This is a genomic window from Pectobacterium araliae, from assembly GCF_037076465.1.
GTDB lineage: Bacteria > Pseudomonadota > Gammaproteobacteria > Enterobacterales > Enterobacteriaceae > Pectobacterium > Pectobacterium araliae.
Map to the genome: position 1 here is coordinate 3,646,453 of NZ_AP028908.1, position 15,896 is coordinate 3,662,348.

At 53.6% G+C, this 15,896-nt stretch carries 18 protein-coding genes; 9 read left to right on the forward strand and 9 right to left on the reverse strand.

The window, feature by feature from the left end; genetic code table 11:
• Position 1 precedes the first annotated feature (1 nt).
• From AACH44_RS16510 to AACH44_RS16525, 4 genes are all read right to left on the reverse strand, one after another.
• Positions 2–769 carry an FCD domain-containing protein gene (locus AACH44_RS16510; RefSeq protein WP_261846992.1) on the reverse strand — a complete coding sequence of 256 codons (768 nt, stop codon included), beginning with the start codon at positions 767–769 and terminating at the stop codon, positions 2–4.
• An 89-nt stretch (positions 770–858) separates the two neighbouring features.
• The gene (locus AACH44_RS16515; protein WP_261846993.1) at positions 859–1,176 is read right to left on the reverse strand and encodes a PTS sugar transporter subunit IIB; all 318 of its coding nucleotides are present in this window, start codon (positions 1,174–1,176) and stop codon (positions 859–861) included.
• 29 nt (positions 1,177–1,205) lie between these two features.
• A complete protein-coding gene (locus AACH44_RS16520; protein ID WP_261846994.1) occupies positions 1,206–2,642 on the reverse strand; it encodes a glycoside hydrolase family 1 protein in 1,437 nt (478 codons plus the stop codon).
• Between the two features lie 24 nt (positions 2,643–2,666).
• Positions 2,667–4,004 carry a PTS sugar transporter subunit IIC gene (locus tag AACH44_RS16525; protein ID WP_261846995.1) on the reverse strand — a complete coding sequence of 446 codons (1,338 nt, stop codon included), beginning with the start codon at positions 4,002–4,004 and terminating at the stop codon, positions 2,667–2,669.
• A gap of 254 nt (positions 4,005–4,258) precedes the next feature.
• Here AACH44_RS16525 and AACH44_RS16530 point away from each other — a divergent pair, with 254 nt between their 5' ends.
• Together AACH44_RS16530 and AACH44_RS16535 are read left to right on the forward strand one after the other, a co-directional pair.
• Positions 4,259–4,603, forward strand: coding sequence for a PTS lactose/cellobiose transporter subunit IIA (locus AACH44_RS16530; protein WP_261846996.1), 345 nt, complete (start codon positions 4,259–4,261; stop codon positions 4,601–4,603).
• 131 nt (positions 4,604–4,734) lie between these two features.
• On the forward strand, positions 4,735–5,748 hold the full coding sequence (locus tag AACH44_RS16535) for a LacI family DNA-binding transcriptional regulator (protein ID WP_261846997.1): 1,014 nt from the start codon (positions 4,735–4,737) through the stop codon (positions 5,746–5,748).
• A gap of 51 nt (positions 5,749–5,799) precedes the next feature.
• Here AACH44_RS16535 and AACH44_RS16540 read toward each other — a convergent pair whose 3' ends face one another.
• Entirely contained in the window at positions 5,800–6,393 is a 594-nt protein-coding gene (locus AACH44_RS16540; RefSeq protein ID WP_425606598.1) for a helix-turn-helix domain-containing protein, read from the reverse strand.
• A gap of 138 nt (positions 6,394–6,531) precedes the next feature.
• Between AACH44_RS16540 and AACH44_RS16545 the strand changes: the two genes are divergently transcribed.
• Positions 6,532–7,440, forward strand: a complete 909-nt coding sequence (locus tag AACH44_RS16545; RefSeq protein WP_261846999.1) for a DMT family transporter — start codon at positions 6,532–6,534, stop codon at positions 7,438–7,440.
• Between the two features lie 6 nt (positions 7,441–7,446).
• On the opposite strand, the gene lysA is transcribed toward AACH44_RS16545, so the two are convergent.
• The gene (gene lysA, locus AACH44_RS16550) at positions 7,447–8,709 is read right to left on the reverse strand and encodes a diaminopimelate decarboxylase (protein WP_261847000.1); all 1,263 of its coding nucleotides are present in this window, start codon (positions 8,707–8,709) and stop codon (positions 7,447–7,449) included.
• 151 nt (positions 8,710–8,860) lie between these two features.
• On the opposite strand from lysA, the gene AACH44_RS16555 reads away from it, so the two are divergent.
• Positions 8,861–9,784 carry a LysR family transcriptional regulator gene (locus tag AACH44_RS16555; RefSeq protein ID WP_261847001.1) on the forward strand — a complete coding sequence of 308 codons (924 nt, stop codon included), beginning with the start codon at positions 8,861–8,863 and terminating at the stop codon, positions 9,782–9,784.
• A gap of 16 nt (positions 9,785–9,800) precedes the next feature.
• Here the strand turns inward: AACH44_RS16555 and AACH44_RS16560 are convergent, their stop codons facing one another.
• Positions 9,801–10,712 (reverse strand): LysR family transcriptional regulator, encoded by a 912-nt coding sequence (locus AACH44_RS16560; protein WP_261847002.1) that lies wholly within the window; start codon positions 10,710–10,712, stop codon positions 9,801–9,803.
• A 107-nt stretch (positions 10,713–10,819) separates the two neighbouring features.
• On the opposite strand from AACH44_RS16560, the gene AACH44_RS16565 reads away from it, so the two are divergent.
• The 5 genes from AACH44_RS16565 (at position 10,820) to pspG (ending at position 14,508) form a co-directional block, all read left to right on the forward strand.
• Positions 10,820–11,701: an MBL fold metallo-hydrolase gene (locus AACH44_RS16565; protein ID WP_261847003.1), complete on the forward strand. Its 882-nt coding sequence runs from the start codon at positions 10,820–10,822 to the stop codon at positions 11,699–11,701.
• The gene (locus AACH44_RS16570; RefSeq protein ID WP_261847004.1) at positions 11,689–12,345 is read left to right on the forward strand and encodes a DsbA family protein; all 657 of its coding nucleotides are present in this window, start codon (positions 11,689–11,691) and stop codon (positions 12,343–12,345) included. Before AACH44_RS16565 ends, AACH44_RS16570 begins: the two co-directional genes overlap by 13 nt.
• A 215-nt stretch (positions 12,346–12,560) precedes the next feature.
• A complete protein-coding gene (locus tag AACH44_RS16575; protein ID WP_261847005.1) occupies positions 12,561–12,854 on the forward strand; it encodes a DUF7677 family protein in 294 nt (97 codons plus the stop codon).
• Between the two features lie 182 nt (positions 12,855–13,036).
• Complete coding sequence (gene dusA, locus AACH44_RS16580; RefSeq protein WP_338659333.1) at positions 13,037–14,059, forward strand: tRNA dihydrouridine(20/20a) synthase DusA; 1,023 nt, start codon at positions 13,037–13,039, stop codon at positions 14,057–14,059.
• Between the two features lie 176 nt (positions 14,060–14,235).
• Positions 14,236–14,508: an envelope stress response protein PspG gene (pspG, locus tag AACH44_RS16585; protein ID WP_015841635.1), complete on the forward strand. Its 273-nt coding sequence runs from the start codon at positions 14,236–14,238 to the stop codon at positions 14,506–14,508.
• A gap of 24 nt (positions 14,509–14,532) precedes the next feature.
• Here pspG and AACH44_RS16590 read toward each other — a convergent pair whose 3' ends face one another.
• Together AACH44_RS16590 and AACH44_RS16595 are read right to left on the reverse strand one after the other, a co-directional pair.
• Entirely contained in the window at positions 14,533–14,673 is a 141-nt protein-coding gene (locus AACH44_RS16590; RefSeq protein WP_261847007.1) for a hypothetical protein, read from the reverse strand.
• Between the two features lie 201 nt (positions 14,674–14,874).
• Positions 14,875–15,858, reverse strand: a complete 984-nt coding sequence (locus tag AACH44_RS16595) for a quinone oxidoreductase (protein WP_261847008.1) — start codon at positions 15,856–15,858, stop codon at positions 14,875–14,877.
• Between the last annotated feature and the right edge of the window lie 38 nt (positions 15,859–15,896).

Consider the following 15,896-nt stretch of genomic DNA (forward strand, 5'->3'; position numbering starts at 1 on the left):
ACTACACCAGCTTCCCCTGAAAAATGGGCACAGAATCAAATAAATAGCCGTCAAACTCCGGCGCATCGGCGTCGGAGATTTCCATCAGCGTATTTTTGACATTTTCGAGGTGCTGCCACATTGCCTGATAAGAACCAGAGACATCACGACGCCGCAGTGCCGCCAGAATAGCCTGATGATCCGCTAGCCATTTCAGGCGATAGCCCTGCGTGCCAACGTGGGTGTAAAGCTGCTGCCAGAGCGCATTATCGTCACGGCACGCCCAGATATTACTGACCGTTTCCAGCAGCATCTGGTTTTGCGTCGCCCCCGCAATTTGCAGATGAAACAAGCGATCGAAATCGCCACGGTAATCTTTTCCGGCGATTGCGGCCTGCTCTTGCTCTAGCGTTTTACGCAGGTTTTCGATATCCGCCCGCGTTGCCATACGCGCTGCAAACGCCGCGATGTTGCTTTCCAGCAGTTGGCGAGCCTGTAGCATTTCAAACGCGCCGATATGATTCTTGGCGCTGTCTGCCGCGTCATCGTCATCGGGAATACGCAGAACATAAACCCCAGACCCTTGGCGAATATCGACCGTGCCTTCCAGCTCAAGCATCAGCAGCGCTTCGCGCACTATCGTCCGACTAACGCCATAGGTTTCCGCAATATTTCGTTCAGGAGGAAGGCGCGATCCAACGGGGTAATCCCCTGATTGAATCTTCTGGCGCAAATCACAGCCGATTTCCTGATATTGCTTCTTCTCTTGCAGAACCACATCCTTCGCCACACTTTCACCCTACATGCACTGTCGCCCTAAATGCGGCTCTGATGTCCGCACTGATTTATCCTCACGCGTACTGACGTCGCGGTGGGGCGTTAGTCTACCAAACTCAGCGCTTGATCCAGTACTTTTGCGCCATTTAATGTGCCGTAGGCAACGGGATCGATCACTGCGATAGGGATCTGATAACTATCCGTCAGCTTTTTATTTTCGTTAAGTTTGAAGCGAACCTGCGGCCCCAACAGAACCGCAATGATATCGCTGCCGAATTCCTGTAATTCATCCCGCAAGTTTTGTTCCGGGATCGCGTAGATCTTAAACGTCATTCCCCGCGCTTCCGCTTCCTTCTCCATTTTGGTGACCACCAGTGAGGTCGACATGCCTGCCGAGCAGGCCAGTACGATTCTTTTCATATTCCGTTCCTCATTTTGGTTATCTGTGCCTATTTCTCTTCATCATCCAGCGTCAATTCAAGCCGACGCGTATCATGTAGCTGACGAAACCAGGCGGCTGACTTTTTCGGCCGCCGTTGTCGTTCCTGCTCCAGATCGATTTCGATCAACCCGTAGCGGTTTTTAAACGCGTTCATCGGCGAAACATTATCGGTAAACGCCCACAGCATGTAGCCTCGGCAGTTTGCGCCTTCTTCCTTCGCCTTCAACGTCCAGTAAAGGTGTTCAGCAATAAATGCGATACGGTAATCGTCCTGAATCACGCCCGCCTCGTCTTTAAAGCGAACCTCATTCTCGATACCGATGCCGTTTTCCGCCACAAACCACGGTACGTTGCCGTATTCACGCTCGATGCGTTTCGCCATGTCGTAAATGATTCTGGGATTGATCTCCCAGCCACGCGAGGTGTTCATTCGACGCCCCGGCAGCTCAAAATGCTCGTAGTAATAGGCCGGATGGAACGGTGTCTCCTTGTTCCATTCGCGGCTGGGCGCTTTGACCCGATGCGGGTAATACAGGTTGATCCCCACCTCATCGACCGTATTATCCCGAATGATCGCCAGCTCTTCTTCCGTGTAATCCCACTTCACCTGATGCTGTGCCAGTAGTGCCATCAGTTCCGCCGGATATTCCCCTTTCAGCGCCGGATCGAGAAAAACCCGGTTATAGAACAGATCGTAAAGGTGTGCCGCTTTCACATCGTGTGCCGCACGGGATCGCGGATACGTGACTTCGGGATTGAGGATCACGCCGATCGAGCCGCCATCCCGGTGATAGCCCTGCTGCCGAAACCGCTGCACCACTTTTGCCGTCGCCAGATTCTTGTGGTGATTCCACTGCATCCACGTGTGCGTATTCTGCTCATAAGGGTAGCGTAGTGCGTCCAGATAAACGCGCGTCTGCACCACAATCGGCTCATTGAAGGTAAACCAGCGCTTCACTTTCCCGGCATAGCGGGCGAAAACCGCGTCGGCGTACAGCACAAACCACTCCACCACCTGCTTGGATGACCAGCCCTGATACTTCTCCAGCAGGCAGGCGGGCAGCTCGTAATGTTCAAGGCAGATCATCGGTTCGATCCCCTGCCGGTGCATTTCATCCAGCAGGTTATCGATATAGGCCGCGTACTCCTCGTCGACGATGCCTTTCTCATAATCCAGCATAAAGCGTGACCAGTTGATCGACGTACGATAGTGCGTCAGCCCTGCCAGTTTCATCAGCGCCACATCTTCCCGATAGCGATTAAAGAAATCCGTCGCTTTCGCCGGGCCGTAGCCGTTGTGCCAGACCTGACGATCTTGCTTGTACCAGAGATCCAGATAGGAATCCTGCCCGGCTTTCTTGCCGCTCCACCCTTCCGTTTGCCATGCCGATGCCGCCGCGCCCAGAATAAAATCCGGTGGAATAGCCAGTGAAACTTTACTCATGCGTTACTCCTCTTCTTGCCCGTTTCAGGCTTTTTCCGCTGCGGCCTGCTTTTCCGCTTCCAACTGCGCCAGTTCAGCACGGCGAGACGCCACTTTGACAAACGGCAGATAGATCAGCATCGCAACAATGATGCATACGATCTGCGTCGCGACCGCCCCCATTGAGCCCGCCGTCGACAGCCAGGCGTTAATAATTGGCGGCGTCGTCCACGGCACCATCACCACCGCTTTACCCGCAAACCCCATGCTGGTGGCGAAATAACCAATCGTACCCGTCACTAACGGCGTGATAATGAAGGGAATAGCCAGAATCGGGTTGAGCATAATCGGCATACCAAAAATTACCGGCTCATTAATATTGAACACGCTGGGGCCGAAAGAGATTTTGGCGATCTCTTTCATCTCTTTGCGTTTAGAGGCAATCATCACCGCCAGCAGCAGGCCAATGGTTAGGCCGGAACCGCCGATGCTCATGTACACATCCCAGAACGGCATAGTGATAATGTTCGGTATCTCATGCCCCTGTTCGAACGCGGTCATGTTGACGGCAATCGCTCCCAACAGCAGCGGTTCACGAATTGGTTTAATCATCTGGTTGCCGTGAATCCCGATCACCCAAAATAGCTGGGCAACAAACATCAGTACCAGTAAACCGGGCAGGCTTTGTACCACAGATTCCAGCGGCTGCTGCACCACCTGATACACGGCGTCATACAGATACATGCCCGTTACACGGTGAAACACAAATCCAAAGGTAGCAATCGCCACCACCGTGATGATCGAAGGAAATAACGCAGAAAAAGAGGCTGCTACATTAGGCGGCACGCTGTCCGGCATTTTAATCCGCAGCCGATCGACGCTTTCCAGCTTGGTATACATTTCTACCGACAGGATGGCGATGAACATCCCCAGAAACAGGCTTTTGGTATCAGAAAACTGCTTCGCCAGCACGTCTTTCACCACCATCATTTGCCCATTGACGGCCATTTCAATCGTGGTTGGCGTAACAGCAATAAAGCAGATCACCGCCAGCAGGCCGGGGAACAGCCCGCGTGAACCGTTAATCTTTCCAAGCTCAATACCAATCAGAAAGACGGCACCGATAGTCAGAAAGCTGAGCGTGGCATAGTTAATGCCGCTCATGATTGGCTTTAGCTCTGCCAGAAATGAGAACATGGAAAAACTGGCCAGACCATTTTTCGGGTCCATCACCATGTTGGAAATCAGTACAGAAAACGCGCCGACGATAATGACTGGCATCAGCGTAATAAAGGATGCCTTAATCGCCATAATGTAACGCAGGCTATTAAATTTATTGGCAAAGGAGCCCAATGAATCAATCAGTTGGTCCTTAAATGACATAACACCACCTCTTTCATCATCATATTGTTATATCGCGTGTGACACGCGGGATGGCCGTTACGCGTAGGGTAAATGCAGGTACCGCGCTTTCGCGTTTGGCATACCAAAAATCAACCATAATGAATTATTTTTCTGTGACATGATTCTCACAAGACAATATTGGAATTCCAATATGATAAAAATGTAATTTTTGGCATGCCATAGACTCCCAGCCGACTTAGGCTGCTTTCCTGACCGCGATAAGGAAACTTACGATGAAAGACACAGAAAACGTTCCTGCATTTGATATGGAACACACCGTGATGGAACTGCTGATCAATGCAGGTGAAGCACGCTCAAACGCCATGATGGCCATTCAGGCCGCGCGTCAACGGGAGTGGCAACAGGCTGACGATCTACTCGCCGCGTCACAAGAAGCGGCTCGTGCCGCTCACCGCGTGCAAACCCGGCTGATCGGTTTGGATGAAGGAGAAGGAAAGGTGCCCGTCAATCTGATCATGGTGCATGCGCAGGATCATCTGATGACCGCCATGCTCTGCCGGGATTTAGCGGAAGAGATTGTCTTGCTACGCCGTGAAATGGCTGCATCACAAAATTAACAAAAATCTGATTGAGAAACGAACATCAGGCGTTAAATCCGGCAATATGCCTGTGGTAATATGTCATACAACGTTCGTAACAGGGATGGATAGGCGTTTAGCCCGTCATAATACTCAATTAAGGTGCAGCGATGAAAACCATGCTTGAGGTGGCAAGACGTGCAGGCGTATCTAAAGCGACCGTTTCCAGAGTGCTAAACGGCACGGGTCAGGTCAAACAGGCAACACGCGATGCCGTATTTCAGGCAATGGAGGAGCTAGGCTACCGTCCTAACTTTCTGGCGCGTTCGCTGGCTCGTCGTACTTCAAACAGCATTGGTCTCGTTATTTCCAATTTTGACGGCCCCTACTTTGGCCGCCTGTTACGCCGTGCGGCGGATATCGCGGAAAGCAACGGTAAACACCTGATCGTCACCGACGGGCACGATACGCCGGAAGATGAGCATCGCGCGGTGCAGCTTCTGTCTGACAGACAATGCGACGCCATTATTCTCTATACCCGTTATATGTCCGAAACGGACCTCATGATGCTGCTCGACACGCTGACTATTCCGATGATCGTGATGAATCGCGATCTGCCGCAGGCGCGGGAACGCTGTATTTTCTTCCGCCAGCAACAGGCCGCGTTTGACGTGGTGAATTACCTGATCGAACAGGGCCACCGAGAGATCGCCTGTATCACCGCACCGATGAAAACACCGACGGCGCAGGCCCGGCTCGCAGGCTATCAGCAGGCATTAACCACCCATCAGATCGACGTTGATCCGCGTCGGGTGGCGCACGGAACCAGCATGGTCGCCAGCGGCTATCAGGCCGCACGCCAACTGCTGGACAACGGTGCCAGCTTTAGCGCGCTGTTTGTCAGCAACGATGACATGGCGATTGGCGCGATGAAAGCGCTGTACGAGGCCGGGAAAAAATTACCGCAGGACGTATCCGTCTTCGGCTTTGACGATGAGCCCTGTGCGGCCTACCTGCACCCTTCACTTTCCACCGTCTACATGCCGATTGAAGAGATGGCCGCCACCGCGATGACACAAGTGCTGGATCTGATCGCGGGCAAAGAGGTCAACCCGCTACTGCCCTTCACCGGTGAACTTAAGCTGCGCGAATCGGTACAGAAAGGGCCGTATTACGCTAAGTAAAACACACAGTAAAACGGTTCCCCGCGCAAACAGCCTGCACGGGGTCACCTCTTAGCCATGTTCAATCAGCATCACCGCTGTCGTATCCGCTTCCAGCGCGGCAAACAGGTGCGGGACATCCGCCGAATAGCTGATGTAATCCCCCGCGCTCAGTTCAACGGGCTGTGTGACAGGCCCGATTCTGGCGCGACCACGACTCAGGATCACATGCTCAATCGTCCCCGGCTTATGTGGTTGGGAGACTCTGGCCTCCCCCGGCTGCACGCTAAGCCGATAGATGTCACGCTGTGCACCAACTGGACACGCGGCCAACAGCGTCGCCGCATAGTTGGCCTGCTCCGAATAAGTTGCCGTGCCTTCATGGGCTCGAATCACCTGAACATGCTGGCGGGACTGTCCGATCAACTGGCTGACCTGCACATCTAGCGCCATTGCCAGCGCCCAGAGCGTTTCCAGACTCGGGTTACCGATTCCACTTTCCAACTGTGAAAGGGTTGATTTTGCTAGCCCTGCACGTTTTGCCAGTTCGGTCACTGACAGGTTTAACCGCTCACGTTCACGCCGAATAGCAACGGCCAGCCGTGCAATAGGCGTGATTTCCTGAGCGCCATTTTCCTGATTATCGATCGTCATAGCGTTCACCATAATGTCTATTTGTTCGACTTGACGAACACATAGTTCATGTTCATTATTTCGTCCTGATGTTCATTATAAAAAACTTTGTTCGATATAAAAGCATTCTCTTCACTCTGATGCTTTTCACACTCATAGGCTGGAAAAAAGATGACACCTCAGACGCGCGGCACAATAGAAATGGCGATTGCAATGGCCATTTCTGGTACGGTTGGCTGGTTCGTTTTGACCACAGGACAGCCCGCCATGACGGTGGTGTTCTGGCGTTGCGCATTCGGCACAGTGACGATGCTGATCGTCTGCGGGCTATTGGGCTTGCTGCGGCGGGATGTCATTAACAGGAAGCAGGCTGGTATTGCCATACTCGGCGGTCTGGCGCTGGTGCTCAACTGGACGCTGCTGTTCGGCGCTTACTCACAAGCCTCTATTGCCGTCGCCACCGTGGTTTATCACACGCAGCCCTTTATGCTGGTGGGGCTAGGCGCGCTCTTTTTCAGGGAAGCGCTGACCTTCAACAAAGTCTGCTGGCTACTGTTCGCTTTTGGCGGCATTGTCCTGATCGTCAGCGCACAAACAGGTGCTGACAGCGCTAACAAAAGCTATCTGTCTGGCATATTGATGGCATTGAGTGCCGCATTCTTCTACGCCGTCACGGCCGCGATAACGAAAAAGCTCTCGGGGCTCCCACCGCATGTGCTCGTGCTGATACAACTGCTCGTTGGTGTCGTGGTGCTTGCGCCCTTCGCAGCAATAGCTGCTTCTCCGACCACGTCACAGTGGAGAATGCTTGTGGCGATTGGCGTGATCCATACCGGCCTGATGTCGACGCTGTTGTACAGCGCGATCCAGAAGATCCCGACCGCACTGGTTGGTGCGCTATCGTTTATCTATCCGGTTATTGCCGCTCTGGTTGACTGGGCAGCCTTTGGGCATAGGTTGGATGCCATGCAGCTTGTGGGCGCGGCCGCGATTCTGCTGTCTGCCGCCGGGATGACGTTCGGCTGGCGCATCAGGTTCTGGGGAAAAGCAGATCGTGTCTCCCCAGATTCAGCTGAATAAGGCCGATTAAATCGCTTCCAGCGCCAGCAGTTCGTTCAGCGTCTGGCGGCGGCGAATCAGGCGCGCTTCGCCGTTTTCAAACAACACTTCCGGCAGCAGAGGACGGCTATTGTAGTTAGAAGACATCGATGCACCGTAGGCGCCAGTGTCATGGAATACCAAATAGTCACCCACCTGCGCATCCGGCAACGGGAAGGTTTCCACGCCGCCGCCCGCCTGCTGGGTAAATACATCACCAGATTCACACAGCGGCCCTGCAATCACGCTGTCGCGCAACGTGGACTGGCTGATATCACGGCCATCGCCCGGCAGCAGAGAAACATGGTGATAGCTGCCGTACATCGCCGGACGCATCAGATCGTTAAATCCGGCATCGACCAGCACAAAGTGACGGCTTCCCATCGATTTTATCGCCCGAACTTCCGCCACCAGCACGCCGGATTCGGCGACCAGAAAACGTCCCGGCTCGATTTCCAACGTCACCGGATGGCCGAGGTGCGCAGCAATTTTCTCGCGCGCCGCGTTCCACAGCCCGTAGTAGTGTTCAGTATCAATCGCTTCTTCTCCGTGGCGATACGGAATCGACAGCCCGCCGCCCGCTGAAATCGCCTCCATATCCTGACCCAGCTCAACAACCTGCTGCACCATCGCCTCGCACACCTGTTCCAGATGGCCGTAATCAACGCCGGAACCAATGTGCATGTGGATCCCCACCAGCTTCAGCTGATAGCGTTGAATATGCGCCAGCGCCAGCGGCAAATCGCCGTACCAGATACCGTGCTTGCTGTTCTCGCCGCCGGTATTGGTTTTCTGGCTGTGACCATGACCAAAGCCTGGATTAACACGCAGCCACACCGGATGCCCCGGTGACTGCAGCCCAAGCTGCTCCAGCATATCGACCGAGCCGGCATTCACCGGAATGTTCAGTTCAGCAACGCGTTGCAGCGTCGGGCGATCCAGCAGATCGGCGGTAAACACGATCTCATGCGCATCGGTGCCCGGTACAAACCCCGCAATCAGCGCACGCTCGATCTCACCCAGCGATACCGAATCCACTTTCACACCCTGCTCACGCATCAGGCGCAAAATATGCGTGTTGGAACACGCCTTCTGCGCGAAGCGGATCGTGTCGAACTGGCGTAGTTGGGCAATGCGGCTAACGATGGTCTGCGCGTCATAGGCCCAAACTGGACAACCAAAGCGGGCAGGCAGTTCACACAAGTTTTGCGCGTTCAGAGCATGGGTTACGTCATTCAGATCGTGTGGCATAAAAAGTTACCGATTTACAGGGTTAAACGGAGTTGAGAAACACTATAAAAATACCCCAAGCGGTAAACAAATATCGTTTTAGGTAGACTCTATTCATTTCTGATATGGTTTATCAAACTGATGGTTTATAAAAATAAATGAAGGAAGCGACATGGCGACAGTATCCCTACGACACATTGAGATTTTCCATGCAGTTATGACCACTGGGAATCTGACGGAGGCGGCAGCGCTGCTGAACACCTCGCAGCCGACCGTCAGCCGCGAGCTGGCACGTTTTGAGAAACTGATTCAGATGACGCTGTTCGAGCGATTGCGCGGCAGACTTTACCCCACTGCACAGGGGCTAGAGCTATTTGAAGAAGTGCAGCGCTCTTATTATGGGTTAGATCGGATCATCAGCGCCGCCCGCGATATTCGCCGTTTTCAGCAGGCACAGCTTTCGATTGCCTGCCTACCCGTGTTCTCACAGTCGCTGCTGCCTGACGTCTGCACACCGCTGCTGGCACGCTATCCGTTGCTTAATTTGCACATCATTCCGCAGGAATCACCTCTGCTGGAAGAGTGGCTGTCTGCCCAGCGCCACGATTTGGGGTTAACGGAAAACAGCCTTACGCCAGCGGGTACAGAGCGGCAAACGCTGATGTTATTAAATGAAGTGTGCGTGCTGCCAGCCGAACATCCACTGGCGCAAAAATCGGTGATCACACCACAGGATTTTGCCAATCAACCCTTTATTAGCCTGTCGAGCGCCGACAGCTATCGCCAGTTGCTGGACAAACTGTTTCACGAACAGGGCGTATCACGTCGGATGGTGCTGGAAACTCACAGCGCGGCATCAGTATGTGCGATGGTGCGGGCAGGCATTGGGCTGTCCATCGTTAACCCGCTAACCGCCTTGGATTATGCAGCCTCCGGCGTGGTCGTGCGGCCTTTCAGTATTGATGTTCCCTTTACCGTCAGCCTGATCCGCCCGTTGCACCGCCCCGCATCGGCGCTAGTCGATACCGTCATTGAGCAGCTCAAGCAGTACGCCGCAAACGTACCTTCACATCTGGAGCAGGTCTTGCAACAGTAGCGCTCGGCGCGCTACATCACCCCTGTGTCAGGGTTCGCCAGCGCGGATCGTGGGCAAACCAGTCCACCAGAAAATCCAGCAGGGTACGCAGCGAGGCGGGCATCTGGCGGCGCGAGGTGTAAATACCATAAATCCCCATCGCCTGCGGACGGTATTCCGGCAACAGCGCTACCAGTTGTCCGCTGGCGAGATACGGTGCCACAGAATAGCGCGGTTGCAGGGCGATCCCTGCGCCTTCCAGCGCACCGGCCAGCAGCACCAGCGACTCATTGCCGCTCAGGTTACCGCTAACCGGAATCGTAAACTTTTCATCATCGCGGGAAAAATGCCACAGGCTTTTACCAAAATAGGTGTAGGTCAGGCAGTTATGAATTGAGAGATCGGTAAGTCGTCGCGGAATACCATGCTCATTCAGATAAGAAGGTGACGCACACAATACCGACTCGCAGCTTGCCAGCGGTCGGGCGATCAGATTGGGATCCAGCTCGTTGGTGATGCGCAGCGCCAGATCGATGCGTTCCTCGACCAGATTCACCGTTCGGTTATTCATTTGCAGGTCGATAGCGACCCGAGGATGCCGCCGCAGGAAAGCCGTTATCGCCATACCGAGCGCGCCCTGCGCCAGCGACTGCGAACAGCCGATGCGCAGCAAACCGCTTAACGTGGCATCGTCGGTATCGGCCTCGACGCGCATATCCGCCGTCAGCGCCAGCATCTCTCGACAGCGCGCCAGCGTTTTTTCACCGGCATCCGTCAGGCTCATCTTGCGCGTGGTGCGGTGCAATAATCGCGCCCCCGCCCACGTTTCCATCTCCGCCAGATAGCGCGTCACCATTGCCCTAGACATATCCAGCGTGTCCGCCGCCGCGATCATGCTGCCGCGGTCTACAATAGTCACAAACACTTCAGCAGCCGTAATGCGATCCATAAATTAGTCCGTTATATGCAACAAACAATTGCCATTTTTGCGGTTTTTCATACGATTAATGCAACATAACATGAACCTACTTTCTGTCATACCTGTGGAGTATCACTATGTCTAAATCTATCGCTTTTACCGTATCTTTACTCGCCGCATCACTGGGTCTGGCTTCTGCGGCCAACGCTGCCGAGTTAAAAATCGACGTGTTTAATCCAGGTGAAGCTAGTGTATTCCCGGTTTCTTCTGAGATTATCAGCGGCGATAAAGAAGTTGCCCTGATTGACGCACAGTTCCAGCGTAACGATGCCCAAACGCTGGTTGATCGCATCAAAGCCACCGGAAAAAAACTGACCACCGTTTATATCAGCCACTCCGACCCTGACTACTATTTCGGTCTGGACGTGATTAAAGCCGCGTTCCCAGACGCTAAAATTATTGCGACCCAAGCCACCATCGATGCCATTAACGCGAGCAAAGACGGCAAAGTGGCGCATTGGGGTCCGGTTCTGAAAGAAAACGCACCGAAAGAAATCGTTGTTCCTCAAGCGCTGGAAGGCGATAGCTTTACCGTTGATGGTAAAAAACTGGAAGTGAAAGAGCTGAAAGGGCCAACGCCGGATCGCACGTTCGTTTGGATTCCCTCGCTGAAAGCCGTTGTCGGCGGTATTCCTGTGTCTGCTAACATCCATGTCTGGCTTGCCGATACCCAAACGCCGGAATCTCGCGTCCACTGGCGTGAAACGCTAAAATCCATTGAAGCACTGAAACCGACCACCGTCGTACCAGGTCACTTCATCGCGCCAACGGATTACACCCTGAAAAACGTGACCTTCACACTGCAATATTTAGATACGGTGGAAAAAGAGCTGGCAAAAGCGAAAGACTCTGCCGAACTGATCGCCGCCATGAAAAAACACTACCCGACGCTGAAAGAAGAGTCAGGTCTTGAACTGAGCGCACAAGTTCTGAAAGGTGAGATGAAATGGCCACAGTAAGACTGCATTACATTTACGATCCGTTGTGTGGCTGGTGCTACGGCGCCGCTCCACTCGCCCTAGCCGCGCAGGAGATTGACGGGCTGGAGCTGATCCTCCACGGCGGCGGCATGATGACGGGCAGCAATAGCCGGACCATCACCCCTGAGTGGCAAGATTACGTGATCCCTCACGATCGCCGCATTGCGCAAATGACTGGGCAGACCTTCGGGAAAGCGTATTACGAAGGGCTGCTGCGCGACACCAGCGTCGTATTGGATTCTGCGCCACCAACGGCTGCCGTACTCGCTGCGGAAGCGATTGATGACAAAGGCATGGCGATGTTGCACCAGATCGAGCGGGCGCACTACGTTTCTGGGCTCAAGATCGCTGACACCGCCGTACTGCGTCAATGTGCGGAAGCGATTGGTCTGGATGGCGATGCTTTCAGCACCGAGTTCGCCTTTATTCAGGTAGAAACACTGTCAAAACACATCAGTGCCAGCCGGGAATTACTGGCGAAAGTGCGTGGGCAAGGCTTCCCCACTTTTGCGCTGGAAGATGCCAACGGGAATTTCCAGCAAATACCCGCGGCACACTACCTCGGTCAGGTAGATGCGTGGCGCAAGGTGCTGACACAGAGGGTCACCCACGCCACCGCATAATCGTCCACATCAACCTTCATGAGGGAGCACGCCAATAGCCTGCTCCCTTTTTTTATCCCCGATGCCGTTTGTATCTCGTCCCCTTAAACCGCTACAGTATTGCCTTCGTGATCAATCAGCGTGCTACCGCGCTTATTCATCAGTTGCGTTGAGAGGGATGCAGCATGAACGAACGGATTCCAGAGTCAAAGTAAGCAATAATGAGGGGATTGACGATGAAATTAAGCCACAGCTTTAGCAGCGCATTAAGAACCTTCGCCTATTTCATGGCTAGCGGCACCCAAAATACGCTTGAAGGCATTGATTACCTTTCACTGTACGGTGAAGAGCCCAGCGCGTTTGAACAGGTTTTTGCAATCTACGCCAATGTGTTAGAGCTGGATGAAGACGGCAACGTATTGAACGCCAAATATGCCGAAAAACGCGCTACAGACTATTTACGACACTACTGCGACCCCAGCTTCACCGTCGAACCGCCTTATGAAGACTGGGAAGTTGAGCTGCATTAATGATCTACAACGTGAATTAACGAACACCGAGTAGTCGTGCAGTCAGTCACCGTGCGAGCGCTTCTCTATGTTATAGTGAACCCTATCTCCCTGCGAAGAACCTGAGATAATAAGGGCTACAGGGATGCTGACAACGCTCAGACAACACCGCCAGACACACACGAAACGATGACTGACAAACCATGACCGACGTAAAATCAGGTACACACAACACGGTATCCACCGACACCCGCGCTTCTCGCCTTAACCGCTTCTCCATTGCGCCGATGCTCGACTGGACCGATCGCCATTGCCGTTATTTTCTTCGCCAACTGACTAGCCAAACGCTGCTGTATACCGAAATGGTGACGACAGGTGCGATTCTTCACGGCAAAGGCGACTATCTGGCCTACAGCGAAGAAGAACATCCGCTGGCGCTACAGCTCGGCGGTAGCGATCCGCAAGCGCTGGCACAGTGTGCCAAACTGGCAGAACAGCGCGGCTATGATGAAGTTAACCTGAACGTCGGTTGCCCGTCTGACCGTGTTCAAAATGGTCGTTTCGGTGCCTGCCTGATGGGCGAGGCCACGCTGGTAGCAGACTGTATCAAAGCGATGAAAGACAGCGCCTCAATCCCGATCACGGTGAAAACCCGCATCGGCATTGACGATCAAGACAGCTATGAATTCCTGTGCGACTTTATTCAAACCGTTGCCGGGCGCGGCGAGTGCGATACCTTCATCATCCACGCGCGCAAAGCCTGGCTATCGGGCTTGAGTCCGAAAGAGAATCGGGAAATTCCACCGCTGGATTATCCGCGCGTTTACCAGCTCAAGCGTGATTTCCCGGCGCTCACCCTCGCCATCAACGGCGGCGTCAAAACGCTGGAAGAAGCCAAAACACATCTACAGCATCTGGACGGCGTGATGATGGGGCGCGAAGCTTACCAAAATCCCGGTATTCTGGCGCAGGCTGACCGTGAACTGTTTGGTACTGATGCAGCGGTGTCGGATCTGGCTGGCGTAGTGCGAGCCATGTATCCCTACATCGAACGCGAACTTTCTGGCGGTGCGTCATTAGGCCATATTACACGCCATATGCTCGGTATGTTTCAGGGCATCACCGGTGCTCGTCAGTGGCGACGCTACCTCAGCGAAAATGCTCACAAACCCGGTGCCGATGCTGCGGTAGTCGAACGTGCGCTGACGTTGGTTAATCTGGTTTAAAAAATACCAACAGTTAGTCTTTTACACTAATACATTCTCATTTCCCTTTCTGGCGTCGCTGATAAATCAATCACTTATCAGCGACGCATCTTGGCACGATTCTTGTAATTGCTTATGTAGCACGCAGACTCCTCTTTCCTGCGTCAGAGACGGTTTAACCGCTACAGGAGCACACCATGTTGGAAATTTTCTTCGTTATTGGCTTTTTTATCATGCTGATGTTGACGGGCGTGTCACTGCTGGGCGTGATTGCAGCGCTGTTTGTCGCATCCCTTTTTATGCTGATCGGTGGGCTGTTTAGCATGGCGATAAAGGTGCTGCCATGGCTGATTTTAGCCGTCGCGGCAGTATGGTTGTGGCGCAAATTTAGTGGGCGACCTGTCTACAACTCGCACCGTTATACCTATCGAAAATACACCTACCGTCAGCGCAATGGGAATGAGTGGTAATGACATAAAAGGGAGAAATCTGAATTACGCGCGAAAATGACGGCCAATGCCGTGTTTAACATCGATTTGTTTAATACTGCCTTGTTTTAATACAAGAGGTTTTAGTACAAAAGTGTGCGCCAGCAGATATTTTTTCCCTAATGCGGCTGCTAGGATGACGCCCACAGTTTGCTTCTTTGTCGTTTAAAGGGTAAGCGAATTCAGTGGCAAAGCAGCCACACGATTTCATCGTCGTCAGGAAAATAATAGCCGCATAGCGGCACCTTCGTGACGATCACCACGCTGTACCCTACATACAGTCTGATGAAATTTGCGTAACAGCACAGGCCTCCCAATGGGAGGCCTTCTGCTTTTCAGAAACAGATATTAGGGAATCAACAGGCACGAACCCTGGGTGCTGCGGCTTTCCAGCGCCCGATGGGCAGCTTGCGCCTCCGCCAGCGCGAATTTCTGATTCTGCGGCACGTCTACCGTAATCGCGCCGCTGGCGATCAGCGAGAACAACTCATTGCTGGCCTGATCGAGTTCAGCACGATTCGTCACATAGCCAAACAGTGAAGGACGCGTGACGTACAGCGACCCTTTCTGGTTCAAGATCCCCAGATTGACACCCGTTACCGGTCCAGACGCATTGCCGAAACTGACCATCAACCCGCGACGACGCAGGCTATCGAGCGAAGCTTCCCAGGTATCTTTCCCAACCGAGTCATACACGACAGCAACTTTCTGCTCGTCGGTCAGTTCCGCAACGCGCTGGGCGATATTCTCGGTACGGTAGTTAATGGTCGCCCAGGCACCAGCCTGTTTTGCCCGCTCCGCCTTCTCATCAGAACCCACCGTCCCGATCAACTTCGCCCCCAGCGCCTTCGCCCACTGGCAGGCAATCAGCCCTACGCCACCCGCCGCGGCATGGAATAGGAAGACTTCATTCGGCTTGATTTCATACGTCTGACGCAGCAGATAGTAAACCGTCAGCCCTTTCAGGAAAGAAGCTGCGCCTTGCTCAAAGCTGATAGCTTCCGGTAGCAGCGCAACCTTCTCCGCCACCACATTATGCACCTCGCTATACGCGCCCAGCCCGGACTGCGCATACACCACGCGATCGCCGACTTTCAGCACGCTAACCCCAGCCCCCACTTTCGTCACAATACCCGCCGCTTCGGTTCCCAACCCAGAAGGCAAATCAGGCACGGGATACAGGCCGCTGCGAATATAGGTATCGATAAAATTAATGCCGATGGCGCGATTCTCCACCTGAACCTCTCCCACAGCGGGGTCGGCAGGCGTGAAATCCCCATATTGCAGAACCTCTGGGCCACCATAAGCCCGGAACTGAACGCGTTTTGCCATGTTATCTCCTTAATCGTGACTGGTTCGTTGTTTCTCTA